15 protein-coding genes are annotated in these 14689 nt (G+C 71.7%); 7 read left to right on the top strand and 8 right to left on the bottom strand.

Annotated features, from left to right (window positions below; translation table 11 throughout):
• The first annotated feature begins 35 nt into the window (after positions 1-35).
• Positions 36-3449, top strand: coding sequence for an ATP-binding protein (locus HD597_RS61025; protein ID WP_253758362.1), 3414 nt, complete (start codon positions 36-38; stop codon positions 3447-3449).
• Positions 3450-3485: 36 nt separating this feature from the next.
• Here the strand turns inward: HD597_RS61025 and HD597_RS61020 are convergent, their stop codons facing one another.
• Positions 3486-3995, bottom strand: a complete 510-nt coding sequence (locus HD597_RS61020; protein ID WP_253758360.1) for a hypothetical protein — start codon at positions 3993-3995, stop codon at positions 3486-3488.
• 169 nt (positions 3996-4164) lie between these two features.
• Here HD597_RS61020 and HD597_RS61015 point away from each other — a divergent pair, with 169 nt between their 5' ends.
• The gene (locus HD597_RS61015; RefSeq protein ID WP_253758358.1) at positions 4165-4695 is read left to right on the top strand and encodes a DedA family protein; all 531 of its coding nucleotides are present in this window, start codon (positions 4165-4167) and stop codon (positions 4693-4695) included.
• A 151-nt stretch (positions 4696-4846) separates the two neighbouring features.
• Here HD597_RS61015 and HD597_RS61010 read toward each other — a convergent pair whose 3' ends face one another.
• The 3 genes from HD597_RS61010 to HD597_RS61000 all read right to left on the bottom strand — a co-directional run bounded on the left by HD597_RS61010 (position 4847) and on the right by HD597_RS61000 (position 7997).
• Positions 4847-7231: an ATP-binding cassette domain-containing protein gene (locus tag HD597_RS61010; protein WP_253758356.1), complete on the bottom strand. Its 2385-nt coding sequence runs from the start codon at positions 7229-7231 to the stop codon at positions 4847-4849.
• Between the two features lie 59 nt (positions 7232-7290).
• Positions 7291-7647 carry a VOC family protein gene (locus HD597_RS61005; RefSeq protein ID WP_253758354.1) on the bottom strand — a complete coding sequence of 119 codons (357 nt, stop codon included), beginning with the start codon at positions 7645-7647 and terminating at the stop codon, positions 7291-7293.
• 155 nt (positions 7648-7802) lie between these two features.
• Positions 7803-7997: a YegP family protein gene (locus HD597_RS61000; RefSeq protein WP_253758352.1), complete on the bottom strand. Its 195-nt coding sequence runs from the start codon at positions 7995-7997 to the stop codon at positions 7803-7805.
• Positions 7998-8125: 128 nt separating this feature from the next.
• Between HD597_RS61000 and HD597_RS60995 the strand changes: the two genes are divergently transcribed.
• Positions 8126-8941: a D-alanyl-D-alanine carboxypeptidase family protein gene (locus HD597_RS60995; protein ID WP_253758350.1), complete on the top strand. Its 816-nt coding sequence runs from the start codon at positions 8126-8128 to the stop codon at positions 8939-8941.
• A gap of 17 nt (positions 8942-8958) precedes the next feature.
• Here the strand turns inward: HD597_RS60995 and HD597_RS60990 are convergent, their stop codons facing one another.
• On the bottom strand, positions 8959-9372 hold the full coding sequence (locus HD597_RS60990; RefSeq protein WP_253758348.1) for a hypothetical protein: 414 nt from the start codon (positions 9370-9372) through the stop codon (positions 8959-8961).
• A gap of 13 nt (positions 9373-9385) precedes the next feature.
• Here HD597_RS60990 and HD597_RS60985 point away from each other — a divergent pair, with 13 nt between their 5' ends.
• Positions 9386-9532, top strand: a complete 147-nt coding sequence (locus tag HD597_RS60985; protein WP_253758346.1) for a hypothetical protein — start codon at positions 9386-9388, stop codon at positions 9530-9532.
• Positions 9533-9734: 202 nt separating this feature from the next.
• Entirely contained in the window at positions 9735-10031 is a 297-nt protein-coding gene (locus tag HD597_RS60980) for a hypothetical protein (RefSeq protein ID WP_253758344.1), read from the top strand.
• Positions 10032-10043: 12 nt separating this feature from the next.
• Here the strand turns inward: HD597_RS60980 and HD597_RS60975 are convergent, their stop codons facing one another.
• The 3 genes from HD597_RS60975 to HD597_RS60965 form a co-directional block, all read right to left on the bottom strand.
• Positions 10044-10289 carry a DUF4235 domain-containing protein gene (locus HD597_RS60975; RefSeq protein WP_253758342.1) on the bottom strand — a complete coding sequence of 82 codons (246 nt, stop codon included), beginning with the start codon at positions 10287-10289 and terminating at the stop codon, positions 10044-10046.
• Positions 10290-10350: 61 nt separating this feature from the next.
• Positions 10351-11163 carry a TrmH family RNA methyltransferase gene (locus HD597_RS60970; protein ID WP_253758340.1) on the bottom strand — a complete coding sequence of 271 codons (813 nt, stop codon included), beginning with the start codon at positions 11161-11163 and terminating at the stop codon, positions 10351-10353.
• Entirely contained in the window at positions 11156-11926 is a 771-nt protein-coding gene (locus HD597_RS60965; RefSeq protein ID WP_253758338.1) for a DUF4184 family protein, read from the bottom strand. The genes HD597_RS60970 and HD597_RS60965 overlap by 8 nt, the downstream gene beginning before the upstream one ends.
• Before the next feature lie 234 nt (positions 11927-12160).
• Between HD597_RS60965 and HD597_RS60960 the strand changes: the two genes are divergently transcribed.
• Together HD597_RS60960 and HD597_RS60955 are read left to right on the top strand one after the other, a co-directional pair.
• Positions 12161-12712, top strand: a complete 552-nt coding sequence (locus tag HD597_RS60960) for a cation diffusion facilitator family transporter (protein WP_253758336.1) — start codon at positions 12161-12163, stop codon at positions 12710-12712.
• Positions 12713-12972: 260 nt separating this feature from the next.
• Positions 12973-14655: a substrate-binding domain-containing protein gene (locus tag HD597_RS60955; protein ID WP_253758334.1), complete on the top strand. Its 1683-nt coding sequence runs from the start codon at positions 12973-12975 to the stop codon at positions 14653-14655.
• Positions 14656-14689 lie beyond the last annotated feature (34 nt).

Genomic DNA, 14689 nt, shown 5'->3' with positions numbered 1-14689 from the left:
CGTGATTCGCAGGCCCGCATAGCGTGGCGGCTGACATGGTGGCGTTCCGAGTTCTGGGGCCAGTCGAGGCGTACGAACACGACGACGAACTCGACCTCGGCGGGTTGCGGCAGCGGGCCGTCCTCGCCCGACTTCTCGTGGCCAGAGGTCAGGTCGTGCCGGTTGACACGCTTCTTTACGATCTGTGGGACGACGACGCGGCCAAGGGCGCTCAGTCGGGCCTGCAGGTCTACATCTCACGCCTGCGCCGGGTGCTGGAGCCCGGCCGCCCGCGCGGCGGGCCCAACCGGCTGCTGGTGACGGTCGCCTCCGGCTACGCGCTGCGCGTGGCGCCCGACCAGGTCGACGCGCTGCGGTTCGAGCAGCTCGTCCGGGCGGCCGGCGAGCACCTCGAAGAGGGCGACCCGCAGTCCGCGCGCGACCGCCTGGAGAAGGCGCTGGGGTTGTGGCGCGGCACCCCCTATTCCGACTTCGCCGACCAGGCGTGGGCCGAGGCCGAGGTCAACCGGCTCACGGAGCTGCGCCTGGTGTCCAGGGAGCGGCACGCGGACACGGGGCTGCGGCTCGGCCTGCACGCCGAGACCGTGCCCGACCTGGAGGCGCTGACCACCGAGCATCCGCTGCGCGAGGAGGGCTGGCGGCTGCTGGCGCTCGGCCTCTACCGCTGCGGCCGGCAGGGCGACGCGCTGGCCGCGCTGCGCCGCGCCAGGAACATCCTGGCCGACGAGCTGGGCATCGACCCGGGCCCGGCGCTGCGCAAGCTGGAGTCCGACATCCTGGCCCAGGCGCCCGAGCTGGAGCTGGCGCCCCCTCCCGCGCGGGCCCCGCGCCCCGCCGCGCCGGTCAGCGACACCTGGCCGCCGCGCCCCGCCGCGCCGATCGAGCCGCCGCCGCTGGAGCCCGAGCCGTTCGTCGGCCGCGACGCCGAGCTGACCAGGCTGACCACGGCCGCCTCGCGCACCGGCCGGTTCCAGGTCGCGATCGTGACCGGGGTCGCCGGCGCGGGCAAGACCACGCTGCTGCGCCAGCTCGAGAGCAGGCTGGGCGCCGACGGCTGGACCACCGCCTCCGGCGCCTGCCCCGACTCCAGCGCCACCCCGCCCGGCTGGGCCTGGGTGGAGATCCTGCGCACGCTCATCGAGGTGACGGGGCCGGGCGAGTACGCCCAGCTCCTCGCCCCGCTGCTCGACGACGCCGCCCCCGACCCCGACGAGGACGAGGCGTCCGGCGGGTTCCGGCTGCACCGCGCGGTCGGCGGCTACCTGGCGGGCGTCGCCCGGCGCAACCCCGTCCTGCTGACGCTCGAGGACCTGCACTGGGCCGACGACCAGACCCTCGCCCTGCTGCGCGCGCTGCCGAGCCTGCTGGCGACCAGCCGGGTGCTGCTCGTGGTGACGTGCAGGGAGAGCGAGCTCGACGACCGCCAGTCCGACGTGCTGGCCGCCCTGGCCAGGCTGGGCCCGTTGCGGGTGGGCCTGTCGGGGCTCGACCCGAAGGCCGTGGCCGAGCTGGTCAAGGCCACCTGCGTACGCGAGATCGACGAGGACGCGGTCGAGTCGATCGTCGAGCGCACGGGCGGCAACCCGTTCTTCGTCCGCGAGACCGTGCGGCTGCTCGACTCCGAGGGCGCGGCCGACCGGGCCAGCGCCACCGAGGTGCTCTCGCAGGTGCCGTCGGGCGTGCGTGACGTGCTGCGCCGGCGCATCTCGCGGCTGCCCGCCGGGGCGCAGCAGATCCTGCTGCAGGCCGCGGTGATCGGCCGCGACGTCGACCTCGACGTGCTGGTCGCGGTGGCCGTGGACGAGGAGTCGGTGATCGAGGCCGTCGAGGCGGCGCTGCTGGCCGGGCTGGTGACCGAGCCGGGCCCCGGGCTGCTGCGCTTCGACCACGACCTGGTGCGCGACACGATCTACTCCGACGCCTCCAGGCTGCGCCGCACCCGGTTGCACGCGGAGGTGGCGTCGGTCATCGAGCGGCGCACGCCGTCCGACGTGGCGGCGCTGGCCCACCACTACTTCCTGGCCGACGCCGCCGACAAGGCCGTCCACTACGCGGGCCTGGCGGCCGAGCAGGCCGAGCGGCGCTTCGCGCACCGCGAGGCGGCCACCCTGTGGGAGCAGGCCATCGCGGCCTTCGACCGCTCCCGCAGCGACGAGCAGGGCGGCGAACGGGGCGGCGAGCAGCGGCCCGAGCGGGCCAAGGAGCGGCTGCGGCTGATGCTGCGCCAGATCAGGGCCCTGGCGCTGTGCGGCGACATGCACGCCGCGCGGCTGCTGCGGCGCCAGGCCATGGACGCCGCGCTGCCGCTGGGCGACCTGGAGATCACCGCGAAGGTGGCGGCGTCGCTGGCCGTGCCGCACAAGGGCATGGCGCGCGACTTCACCCGCACCGCGTGGGAGATCGTGGACGTCACCGAGAAGGCGCTCATGGAGCTGCCGGCGGGCGAGCAGCGGCTGCGGGCGAGCCTGCTGACCACGCTGGCCCTGGAGCTGGAGGGCTCCTCCTCGCCCGAGCGGGGGCGGCAGGCGTCGCTGGAGGCGCTGGAGCTGGCCCGTCAGAGCGGCGATCCCGTGCTGATCGCGGCGGCGCTGAGCGGGCGGCTGCGACAGTCGTACGACATCCCTGCGGTCGACTCCCGCGAGAGCATCGGCAGGGAGCTGCTGGAGGTCGCCCAGCGCTCGGGGCAGATGGCCACGCAGGCGCTGGCCCACCTGGTGCTGCTGGAGTGCGCGGCGGCGCGCGGCGAGTTCGCCGTGGCCGACGAGCACGCCGCGGCGGCCGACCGCCTGGCCAAGCAGTATGACCTGTCGGCGCCCACCGCGGTCGTCGTCTGGTACCGGGGGCAGCGGCTGATGATCGCCGGCGACTACGAGGGCGCCGAGCGGGCCTACTCGGAGGCGGCCAGGATGACCGCGCGGGCGGGCATGCTGGAGGGCCGCCAGGACCTGCCGCTGATCACCAGGTTCTGCCTGCACCTGGTGGCCGGCCGGGCGGCCGACATGGTCGACCCGCTGGCCGAGGCGCACATGCGGGGCGCCAAGTGGACACTCGACGCGTACGCGCTGGCCCTGGCCTCGGCCGGGCACCAGAAGGACGCCAGAGCCGTGGCCGCGACCCGGCCGCCGGTGCGTCCCGACTTCCTGTACGAGCTGGCGATGACCTGGCGGGCGCTGGCCGGGATGCTGCTCGACGACCGGGAGCGGATGGTCGACTGCTACGACAAGCTCAAGCCGTTCTCCGACCGGGTGGCGGGCGCGGGGACCGGTGTGGTGGCGCTGTGGCCGGTGGCGCTGACGCTCGGCGACCTGGCCATCCGGTTGGGGCAGCCCGACGCCGCGCGGGAGCACTACGCGAAGGCTCTGGAGGTGGCCGAGCGGGTGGGGGTGCCGCGATGGGTGGAGGCCGCGCGGCAGTCGGTCGGCAGCTCGCTCGGAAACGGCCGCTCCTGATCGGTGAGCTCACTCGGGGCGGTCGCTTCGGATCGGTCAGCAGCTTGCCTGGAAGCGGTCGCTCCTGATCGGCTCGGCGCCTTCGATCGTCAGCTCGACGCGGTACCACCCCGGGTTGCCCGAGACCTGGGGGCGCCACTCGACCGTGCGCTCCGGGGCGGCGAAGCCGTCGTGGTCGGCCAGGTACGTGCGCCACGCCTTGGCCGACGGGCTCCAGCGGGCCAGTCTCCAGTGGTAGGAGACGGGCGCGGCCGGGTCCGGGTTGGCCACGAGGCTGCGGGCGACGTACGACTTGGCGCAGCCGGCGCCGCCGTCGGTCAGCACGCTCACGGTCACCTTGCCCGCCGTGGCGAGCTCCTCGGCCGGGGCGCTGATGGGCAGCTCGCGGGCCGACAGGGTGACCTGGGTGGTGGGCTCGGGTGTGGAGCTGGCGTTACTGTAGGCGGAGAGGCCGACGTACGCGCTGGTGAACGCCAGGGCCGCCACGAACAGCTTGGCGGCGGTGGTGGTCCCGCTGGTCAGGACGGCTGCGCTTCTCGTCGGCATCTTCAACACCCCTCTTGGCTCACCCCTAGAGTGGGGCCGGGCGGTTGAGCGCTGGTTGTCGGCGGGTTGCACCTTTTGCGGGAGGCTTGCACCCGGTGTGGCCTTCGCTTGCATCCGAGGGGTAAGGTAAGCCTGGCCTAAGGCTTGTGGAGGGGTGGTGGGTCCGGACATGTGGCATGCAGCGATCGCCGTCCCCGCGCCGACCTCCTCGTACTGGCTGGGGCTGCCGTACTGGCTGGTGGGGGCCATTCTGATCCTGGCGCTGTTCGGAGCGTTCCAGGTGTACTACTGGGTCGGGCGCAGGCTCGGCGAGAGGCTGTACGAGTCGCGCATCGGCGTCAAGGTGGGGCGCGAGCGGATCCAGAAGATCGAGGGCGTCGTCGAGCGCTGGGGGGCGCTGGCCGTCTACGGCTGCTTCTGGGTGCCGATGTTGCGGCACACGCTGCCGTGGGTGGCGGGGGCGCTGCGCGTGTCCTACCCCTGGTACGTCGTCGCCAGCGCGCTGGGCTGCCTGACGTGGGCGCCGCTGTGGTGGTTCGGCGGCACGGCGGCCGTGTTCGGGTGGCTGGAGCTGGCCAGGCGGTCACCGGTCATGGCGGCGGTCGTGGCCGTGGTCGTGGTGGGGCTCGTCGCCTGGTTCGTGATCCGGCGCAGGCTGAAGCGACGTCGCGCCGCCGACGACCAGGCCCTGACCTCCTGAACCCCCGCCCTCGCCGCCGACGACCGAGCCCTGGCCTCTTGAGCGCACCGGGCTTCTTCGTTGACGGCCCGTTCCCGCATCCCAGCGGGCCCGCTCCTGATCCCGAGGGGCCGCACCGCGTGCGGCGGGAAGGAGCGGGCGGGCGGGCCGGTCAGGCGCCGACGTAGTCGGCCAGGTGCTCCCCGGTGAGGGTGGAACGGGCGGCGACCAGGTCGGACGGGGTGCCTTCGAAGACGACCCGGCCACCGTCGTGCCCGGCCCCCGGCCCCAGGTCGATGATCCAGTCGGCGTGCGCCATGACCGCCTGGTGATGCTCGATCACGATGACCGACTTCCCGGCCTCCACGAGCCGGTCCAGCAGCCCGAGCAGCTGCTCCACGTCCGCGAGGTGCAGGCCGTTGGTCGGCTCGTCGAGGACGTAGACGCCGCCCTTGTCCGCCATGTGGGTGGCCAGCTTGAGCCGCTGCCGCTCGCCGCCCGACAGCGTGGTGAGCGGCTGTCCGATGGTGAGGTAGCCGAGCCCGACGTCGGCGAGCCGCTGGAGGATGACGTGCGCGGCCGGCGTGCGCGCCTCGCCCGCGCCGAAGAACTCCTCTGCCTCGGTCACCGGCATCGCGAGCACCTCGCTGATGTCGCGCCCGCCGAGCTTGTAGTCCAGCACCGCGGCCTGGAACCGCTTGCCCTCGCACTCCTCGCAGGTGCTGGACACGCTGGCCATGATCCCGAGGTCGGTGTAGACGACGCCGGCGCCGTTGCAGCCGGGGCAGGCGCCCTCGGAGTTGGCGCTGAACAGCGCCGGCTTGACGCCGTTGGCCTTGGCGAACGCCTTGCGGATGGGCTCCAGCAGCCCTGTGTACGTGGCCGGGTTGCTGCGCCGGGAGCCGCGGATCGGGCTCTGGTCTACCGACACCACGCCCGCGCCCTTGGGGATGGACCCGTGCACGAGCGAGCTCTTGCCCGAGCCGGCGACGCCGGTGATGACGGCGAGCACCCCGAGCGGGATGTCGACGTCCACCTCCCGCAGGTTGTGCGTCGTCGCGCCGCGGATCTCCAGCGTGCCGGTGCGCTCGCGCACCTCCTGCTTCAGCTTGGCGCGGTCGTCGAGGTGGCGCCCGGTGATGGTGCCGGCGGCGCGCAGGCCCTCGACGGTGCCCTCGAAGCAGACGGTGCCGCCCGCCGTGCCGGCGCCGGGGCCGAGGTCGACGACGTGGTCGGCGATCGCGATCACCTCGGGCTTGTGCTCGACGACGAGCACGGTGTTGCCCTTGTCCCGCAGTCGCAGCAGCAGGGTGTTCATGCGCTGGATGTCGTGGGGGTGCAGGCCGGCGGTGGGCTCGTCGAAGACGTAGGTGACGTCGGTGAGCGAGGAGCCGAGGTGGCGGATCATCTTGGTGCGCTGGGCCTCGCCGCCCGACAGCGTGCCGGCCGGCCGGTCGAGCGACAGGTAGCCCAGCCCGATCTCCACGAACGACTCCAGGGTCCGCAGCAGCGCGGTGAGCAGCGGCCGCACCGACGGCTCCTCCAGGCCGCGGACCCAGTCGACCAGGTCGGTGATCTGCATGGCGCAGGCGTCGGCGATGTTGATCCCGGCGATCCGCGACGACCTGGCAGCCTCGCTGAGCCGCGTGCCCTCGCACTCGGGGCAGGTGGTGAAGGTGACCGCCCGGTCCACGAACTCGCGGATGTGCGGCTGCATGCCCTCGCGGTCCTTGGACAGGAACGACTTCTGGATCCTCGGGATCAGCCCCTCGTAGGTGAGGGTCGAGCCCTCGACCTTCACCTTGGTCGGCTCCCGGTACAGGAAGTCCTGCATCTCCTGCTTGGTGAAGTCGCGGATGGGCTTGTTCGGGTCGAGGAAGCCCGACGCGGCGTAGGTCCGTACCGTCCACCAGCTGTCCGACTTCCAGCCGGGGATGGTGAACGCGCCCTCGGCGATCGACTTGGAGTCGTCGTAGAGCTGGGTGAGGTCGATGTCGGAGACCGTGCCGCGGCCCTCGCAGCGCGGGCACATGCCGCCCAGCCGGGTGTACGTCGCCCGCTCGGCCTTCTTGTTGCCGCGCTCGACGGTGATCGCGCCACTGGCCCGCACCGTGGGGACGTTGAAGGAGAACGCGTTGGGCGAGCCGATGTGCGGCTGCCCCAGCCGGCTGAAGAGGATGCGCAGCATCGCGTTGACGTCGGTGGCGGTGCCGACCGTGGAGCGCGGGTCGGCGCCCATCCGCTGCTGGTCGACGATGATCGCGGTCGTCAGCCCGTCGAGCACGTCGACCTCGGGCCGTGCCAGCGCCGGCATGAATCCCTGCACGAAGGCGCTGTAGGTCTCGTTGATCATCCGCTGCGACTCGGCCGCGATCGTGTTGAACACCAGCGAGCTCTTGCCCGAGCCGGACACGCCGGTGAACACCGTCAGCCTGCGCTTCGGGATCTCGATGCTGACGTCCTTGAGGTTGTTCTCGCGCGCGCCGTGCACGCGGATCAAGCCGTGGCTGTCGGCAACGTGCTGCGCGCTCCGCTGGGTGTCCGTCGTCGTATCCATGCTCATCGTGTCTCCATCCATCGGGCCCGGCTGGGAGGCGGGGCCGCTTTCACGGGCGCTCAGCGGTCCTGGTGCACACCGAGGACGTTGCCGTCGGGGTCGGTGAAGGTGGCCACCACGCGGCCGCCGCCCACCTCCCTGGGCTTGTCCTTGATCGTGGCGCCGGCGGCGGTCACCTCGGCCAGCTTCGCCTCGATGTCCTCCACCTGCCAGTACGCCACCGGCGCGGTCATGCCCTGTGCCGCGCCGCCCGGGACCAGGCCGATGTGCTGACCCTCGGCCTCGAACCCGACATAGTAGGACTCATCGGTCTGGGGCGGGAAGCCGAGGAGGGCGGTGTAGACCGCCTTGGCCGCCTCCAGGTCGGAGACGGGGTGCAGCACGGTCTTGATGCCCTGGGTGGATGAGTTCGCCATGGTTCGCTCCTGCAGTCGGGGGTCGGTTCGACCCGATGTGCGCCGCCGGGCCGCGAAGACCCGAACGTCGATGTATCTGCAGGTTAGGTGGGCCGCGGCGCGTGGCGCTTCTCGATTCCTGATCGGGTTCGCGGCCGGCGGAGAAGAGCTCGCGATCAGTCCGGTTCCGGGCCGCTCCGGTCGTCGATGGAGGCTTCGGGGGCGTTCCTGCGCACGGTCTCGATGCCGTTCACGCATGCCAGCTTGTTCGGGAACCCCTCGCCGACCGCCAGCGTCTGCCCGTTGTTCGCGACGAGCGCGAAACGGTAGCCACCCTGGCCGTCCTCGCTGATGATGAATCTTCCTGCCATGGCCCGCCGCCCCCCGCCATATCGGATCTATCAATGATTTACCCCCATCTGAGGGCGACGCGTGGCCCAGTCAGGCAAACGCAGCGTCCGGCTCTGTCAACATGATGGGCATGCGTATCGGGCGTTTGATGGGCTCTGTCGTGATCGCCTTGGTCGTGGGGGTCTCCTCCCCCGCCATGGCCGCCGACGAGCCGACCGTGGGGGCCAAGGCGGCGTACGTCATCGACTCCGCAGGAACGATCCACTTCGGCAAGCGGGAGACGAAGCGGGTGCCGGTGGCCAGCCTGGTCAAGATCATGACCGCGTACGTCGTGCTCAGCGAGGGCCGGCTGAGCGACACGATCACGATCACCGCGGCCGACGTCAAGTACGCCGCCAAGGGCGGCGCCGCCACGGCGGGGCTGCGCAAGGGCGAGCGCTTCACGACCAGGGACCTGCTGTACGCGCTCATGCTGCCGTCCGGCGCCGACGCGGCCAACGCCCTGGCCCGCCACTACGGGCCGGGCAAGACGGCCTTCATCGCCAAGATGAACCGCACGGCCCACACCCTCGGCCTCGCCGACACCCGCTACACGAACGCGGACGGCATGCCCACCCTGGCCGGCGGCTACTCCACGGCCGTCGACCAGGCCAGGCTGGCGCAGCACGCGTTGCGGAGCAGCGTCTTCACCACCGTGGTCGGCAGCACGGCGCACAAGGTGACCAAGAGCAAGGTGCACCGGGCGCACACGTGGCGGAACACGAACAAGCTGCTCACGCAGGCCGACGACGTGCTGGGCGTGAAGACCGGCTACACGGACGCGGCGGGCTACTGCCTGCTGTTCGCCGCCGAGCGCAACGGGCTCCAGGTCGTGGGCGTGCTGCTGGACGACCAGAACGAGCGCCGCTTCTCCACCGCGGAGAAGCTGCTGAACTACGCCGGCGACCAGATCGGCCTCGGCTGACGGCGCGCGAGGCCACGTCAGCCGAACACGATGCGGCCGCTGCCCGGCAGGGTGGCCATGCCCCGGGTGGCGCAGCCGAGGAGGGCGGTGGCGGGGCTGATGCCGCCGCTGACCCGCTCCTTGGCGAGCCGGCCCGCCGCGACGGTGCCGGTGAGCAGGGTGTCGGCCGGGCGCTGGGCCACCAGCCGGTCGGCCCTGACGCGCAGCCTCGAGGTGCCGACGGGGCGCCCGTTCACCCCGAACCAGGTGATCACCGCGCTGCCGCGCACCTGACGGGCACTGGTGCACGACGCCTGGGCGGTGGCTCGCACGCTGCCCCACCCCGAGCGCAGATACGTGGCCGTGCCGTCGGGCGAGGTGCACCCGGTGAGCTCCAGGTGCCCGCGCGCCTGGACGTGGCGGGGCGTGAGCCCGACCTCGGGCTCGAACACCAGCGGCCGCGCCGTGGGAGTGGCGACGGCGCAGCTCAGCGCGGCGGGCGCCGCGGTGCTTCCGGCGCCCGCCGCCGAGCTCAAGGACCCCGCTGTGGCGGTCAACGCGATGATCCAGGCCACGTTCATGGAGCCCCCGCTGCTGCACGTGTTTCTGTAATCGATCGCTCACATTGTGCATCATCGGGCCGCCCGCCACGCCGAATACAGCCGCCCAACCGGCACGAGAAGGGCGTCCTGCCCCTCTGACCTGGGGACCCATCCCCACGAGACGAACTAACCGGGAAATCCCCGCGAAATCCGGCCTCCCCCTCGTTTCCGCAGGTAGGGTGAGGTCCATACCTCTCCACTAAGGACAACTCATGGCGGAATTCGTCGAGGTCCGCATGACGATCGGGAGTCACGAGAGGGCGGCCGAGCTCGCGCACGGCATCCTCCTCGCGGGCCTGGCCACGTCGATCGACATCGCAGAAGCCCCCGACCAGGCCCTTCTCCGCGATGAGCTCGCCTGGCAGCTCACGCTCATCACGACGGACGAGCAGGTCCCGGCGCTGGAGCGGCACGTCAGGGACGCCGGCGCAGAGGGCCCCGTCGACTGCCGGCCGGTGATCCACGACTTCGAGGGACACCCCGACTGGCTCACGGGCGACCAGCAGTGACGGCGCCCCGGCTCAGTGGCCCCGGTGCTGGAAGGTCTGCGCGCCGGCGCGGTGCACGGCGGCCTTGACCAGCCCGAAGATCGCTCCTTGCAGGGCGGCGGCGACGAGGACCTCGGTCCAGCCGCGTTCGAGGTCGTCGGCGTCCGGGGCGTCGTCCTGACCTGACGCCACCTTCCAGGCCCGCTTGAACAGCGCGGACGCGAGCACGCCGCCCAGCAGACCCATTCCCAGCGACGTGGCTTTCTCTACCGGTTGCATGGCATCTCCTTACCGTGACGTGGTGTCTGCCAGTGCCCCGTGCCAGCCGCTTAAACCCTGATCACCCGACTCGGCGCATCAGGCCATGGCAGGCGATGGCCGCGGCGGCCACCACGTTCAGCGAGTCGACCCCGGCGGCCATGGCCTGCGCGCTCATCGGGATGCACACCGCCTGGTCCGCCTCCTCCAGCCAGTGGGACGACAGGCCGTCGCCCTCCGCGCCGAGCAGCAGCGCCACCCGGTCGCCCAGCTCGACGCCGTCGATGGGGGCGGCGCTCTGGTCGGGGGTGAGGGCCAGGGTGCGGTAGCCGGCCGCGCGCAACCGGTCGAGGCCGGTGAACCAGTCGTCCATCCGCGCGTACGGGATCGAGAAGACCGCGCCCATCGAGACCTTCACCGCCCGCCGGTAGAGCGGGTCGGCGCACCGGGGCGACAGGATGACGGCGTCCACCCCGAGCGCGGCGGCGGACCGGAAGATCGCGCCGACGTTGCTGTGGTCGACCAGGTCCTCCAGGACCAGCAGGCGGCCGGTGCCGCTCTTCACCAGCGACTCCATGGGAGGCAGCGGCAGGCGCTCCATCGAGGCCAGCGCTCCCCTGTGCACCTGGAAGCCCGCGATGCCCGACATGATCTCGTCGCTCACGACGTAGACGGCGGCCTCGCCGAGGACGTCCTCCAGCGAGGCGAGCCAGCGGCGGGTGGTCAGGACGGAGCGGATCGGGTAGCCGGCTCCGATGGCCCGTCGGATGACCTTCTCTCCCTCGGCCAGGAACAGGCCGCGCTCGGCCTCGAGGCTCTTGCGCAGCTCGACGTCCCTGAGCCGGGTGTAGTCGGTCAGGCGGGGGTCGTCGGCGTCGGTGACGTACTCAAGCACCTTCCGATACTGCCACGCGCCGCCTGACCTGCCAGACCACGGCGTAGCAGAGCAGGACCGCGGCCAGGCCGATCACCGTGCCCGCGCCGGTCTTGGTGATCACCGCGGCGATGCCGAACCTGGGGTCGGGTTCGTCGATCACGGGCCAGAACAGGGCGCCGGCCAGGACGCCGGCGCCGGCCGCCGCCAGCACGGCCCAGCGGGCGCGGGAGGGCATGCGCAACCGCTCCGGTACGGGCGCCGCCACCATGCGCGACAGCCCGCGCCAGCCCCACCACACCACCACGGCCAGGCCGACGGCGGAGGAGACGTACTGCAGGAGGCGGAAGAGCCTGATCACGCCGAAGACGGAGACCGACAGCCACGCTCCCCACTCGACGGGCCCCGTGGAGTGGGTGAAGGAGTCCCACAGCACGTGGGTGGCGGCGCCGATCACGGCCCCGGCCAGCATCGGGAGCAGCCGGAGGCGGTCGGGCACGAGGAGCGCGGCGCGTCCCGCCAGACCGGGCGGGAGCAGCGCGATCAGGGGGTCGCGCAGGACGGCGTGGAAGAGCGGCAGCAGGATCAGGACCGCGAGCGGGTCGATCGTGACCACGCCCACCCAGGAGTGCGTGTCGGTGTAGTCGGGCATGAACGGCAGGAAGACCGGCAGGTCGGGCACCATGGCCCCCAGCGCGAGCGCCCACGGGTCGACGAACCCGCGGATCCGCCGCGAGCCGATCATCGGCAGCACGGCGGCGACATGGCTGGGCGTGAACGGCACGGCGTCTCCCCCTCGTGGACATCCCCCAGCGATCATTATGCGGCCCGAATTTGACCTTGCTTTGCCGCCGCCCTACCAGGTCACGGGTGGTAGTGGGTACCTTACGTATCGCTGTCGACGGCCGGATAGCCGGGAGTTCGGGGGTTCATGGTGCCTGATCAGCGGATTCAGGAGCATCCGGCCGCGTCAGCCGAATGGTTGCGTGACGCGCGCGCCGCTCGTTCGCTCTCCGTGGTGACGCTGGTCTGGCTGGGCGTGGAGAGCACGCTCGGCCTGGCCGCGGGTCTGGCGGCGCACTCGGTGGCGCTCATCGGGTGGGGGCTGTCGGCGTTCGTGGAGGCGGCGGCCAGCCTGATCGTGGTGTGGCGGTTCACCGGGGCGCGCACGTTGTCGCCGAGCGCCGAGAGCACCGCCAGGAAGGCGGTGGCGGTGAGCTTCTGGCTGCTGGCGCCGTATCTGATCATTCATGTCGCGCACGACCTGGACGCGGGGCATCGGGCGGCGCCGAGCGTGCTGGGCATCGTGGTGACGGCGTTCAGCCTGGTCAGCATGCCGGTGCTGGGGGTGGCCAAGCGGCGGCTCGGAGCGCGGCTGGCCTCGGCGGCGACCTCGGGCGAGGGCACGCAGAATCTGATCTGCGCGGCCATGGCGGCGGGGGTGCTGGGCGGGTTGTGGCTCAACACCGTCGGCTGGTGGTGGGTGGATCCGCTGGTGGCGGTGCTGCTGGCGGCCGTCGCCGTACGGGAGGGCGGGCGCGCCTGGCACGGTCACGACTGCTGCCATTGACAGCAGATCACGATCACGCTCTCCATAGCTCACAACCACATAACGTAATCGTCGCACCAAAAGGGCGGTTTTGCCACATAGACCGCACCGAGTATCGTTCCCGAAGTATTGCGGAGCATCTCCCGCTAGGGTCTCCGGAAGGTCACGAGAACACCTAAGAGGACATCGTGGGGCGACACCGCACAGACGATCTCGACGGCGGATACAGAGCCAGCGAACCGCCACCACCGCGCAGACGCGCCCGGCGCGGCCGCGGCAGAGTGCTCGTACCGCTGGCCGGTGCCGTCGCCCTGGCCGTGCTCCTCGGCGTCGCCGCGTTCGTGATCTTCAACCGGGACCATGACTGCTCGGGAGGCAAGCTGCCGCTGCGCGTGGTCGCCACCCCCGACATCCAGCCGTCCCTGAACAAGATCGCCAGCAACTATAACAAGGCCCTGCACTCCATCGACAGCAAGTGCGTCGAGGTGACGGTGGCCAAGGAGGCGGCGGCCAGGACGGCGAACTCGCTGGCGGCGGGCAAGGTCGGCGCCGACTTCTGGGTGGCCGACTCCAGCCTGCTCATGGAGAGCATGCGCAGCAGCGGGGCCGGCGACGCGCTGCCGCAGGTGGAGGGGTCGATCGCGACCTCCCCCGTGGTGCTGGCGGCGGCCAAATCGGCCGCGTCGAAGCTGACCGGCACGCTCCAGCCGAGCTGGGTCTCCATGATCTCGGCCGCCAACGTGGCCAACGTGGACGGCCCCGGCAGGAAGGTCCGGGTGCTCGCCCTCGACCCGCAGAAGAACTCCGCCGGCCTGGCGGCGCTGCTGGCCGCGGCCGGCACGGCCAGGGAGGCGAAGCAGGACAAGGCCCTGGTCGGCGCGCTGAAGGAGCTGTCGGGCCAGCTCGCCTCCGACTCGACCGCGCTGCTGGCCAGCCTCACCGTCAAGTCGGGCAGCAGGGTGCCGGTCGGCGTCACCTCCGAGCAGGCCATCTACGCGCACAACACCAAGAAGCCCGAGTCGCCGGTCGTCGCCCTCTACCCCAAGGAGGGCACGCTCAGCCTGGACTACCCGGTCACGATCCTGACCAAGGACCCCGAGGTGCTGAAGGCCGCGGCGGACTTCAAGCAGGCCCTGACCGCCGAGTCGGCCAAGAAGATCCTGCGTGACGCCGGCTTCCGCGGCACCGACGGCAAGGCCGGCGACGCGCTGACCGAGGACAAGGGCTTCACCGCGGAGACCCCGGCGGCCCTGGACCCGCCGGACGGCGCGACCGTGGCCCGCATGGTCCAGACCTGGACCCGGCTGAACCTCGGCACCCGCCTGCTCACCCTGCTCGACGTCTCCGGCACGATGGCGCTGCCCGTCCCCGGCACGAGCATGACCCGCATGCAGGCCATCAACCGGATCGCCACCGAGGGCCTCGGGCTCTTCCCGCCGGGCTCCGAGATGGGGCTGTGGTCGTTCTCCACGCATCTGGACGGGCAGGGCAAGGACTACAAGGAGCTTGTCTCGGTCGGGCCGCTCAGCGAGTCGATCGACGGGGCGACCCGCAAGGAGATGCTGGTCAGGACGTTCGCGCAGCTCCAGGCCAAGTCCACCGGCGACACCGGCCTGAACGACACGATCAAGGCGGCCTACACGGAGCTGACCAAGACGTTCCAGGAGGACAAGGTCAACACCCTCCTGATCCTCACCGACGGCGCCGGCAACGACGACCCGGACGGCGGCGTCAGGAACGCCGAGCTCCTGCAGTTCCTGAAGAAGACCTACAACCCGAAGCGGCCGCTGACCATCCTGCTCATCGCGTTCGGGCCGGACGCCAAGAAAGGCAGGGCGCAGATGGAGGCCGTGGCCAAGGCGACGGGCGGCGAGGCGTACATCGCCGAGGACATCCTCCAGGTCCGCGACTTCTTCCTCCAGGGCATGGAGCGCCGCCTCTGCATGCCGAACTGCGACGGCTGACGACCGCAGGCCCGCCATGCTCGTTGGGCATGGC

Origin of the sequence: Nonomuraea thailandensis, from assembly GCF_024172165.1 — a bacterium.
Lineage (GTDB): Bacteria > Actinomycetota > Actinomycetes > Streptosporangiales > Streptosporangiaceae > Nonomuraea > Nonomuraea thailandensis.
Note: the sequence above shows the minus strand (reverse complement) of the source record. Positions and strands in the feature narration are given on the sequence as shown.

What these genes read in the sequence shown, in the direction of transcription:
- HD597_RS61010 (WP_253758356.1), bottom strand. Translation starts at nt 7,231, where the DNA reads ATGGATACGACGACGGACACCCAGCGGAGCGCGCAGCACGTTGCCGAC.
- HD597_RS61020 (WP_253758360.1), bottom strand. Translation starts at nt 3,995, where the DNA reads ATGCCGACGAGAAGCGCAGCCGTCCTGACCAGCGGGACCACCACCGCC.
- HD597_RS61025 (WP_253758362.1), top strand. Translation starts at nt 36, where the DNA reads ATGGTGGCGTTCCGAGTTCTGGGGCCAGTCGAGGCGTACGAACACGAC.
- HD597_RS60980 (WP_253758344.1), top strand. Translation starts at nt 9,735, where the DNA reads ATGGCGGAATTCGTCGAGGTCCGCATGACGATCGGGAGTCACGAGAGG.
- HD597_RS60975 (WP_253758342.1), bottom strand. Translation starts at nt 10,289, where the DNA reads ATGCAACCGGTAGAGAAAGCCACGTCGCTGGGAATGGGTCTGCTGGGC.
- HD597_RS61015 (WP_253758358.1), top strand. Translation starts at nt 4,165, where the DNA reads ATGTGGCATGCAGCGATCGCCGTCCCCGCGCCGACCTCCTCGTACTGG.
- HD597_RS61005 (WP_253758354.1), bottom strand. Translation starts at nt 7,647, where the DNA reads ATGGCGAACTCATCCACCCAGGGCATCAAGACCGTGCTGCACCCCGTC.
- HD597_RS61000 (WP_253758352.1), bottom strand. Translation starts at nt 7,997, where the DNA reads ATGGCAGGAAGATTCATCATCAGCGAGGACGGCCAGGGTGGCTACCGT.
- HD597_RS60995 (WP_253758350.1), top strand. Translation starts at nt 8,126, where the DNA reads ATGGGCTCTGTCGTGATCGCCTTGGTCGTGGGGGTCTCCTCCCCCGCC.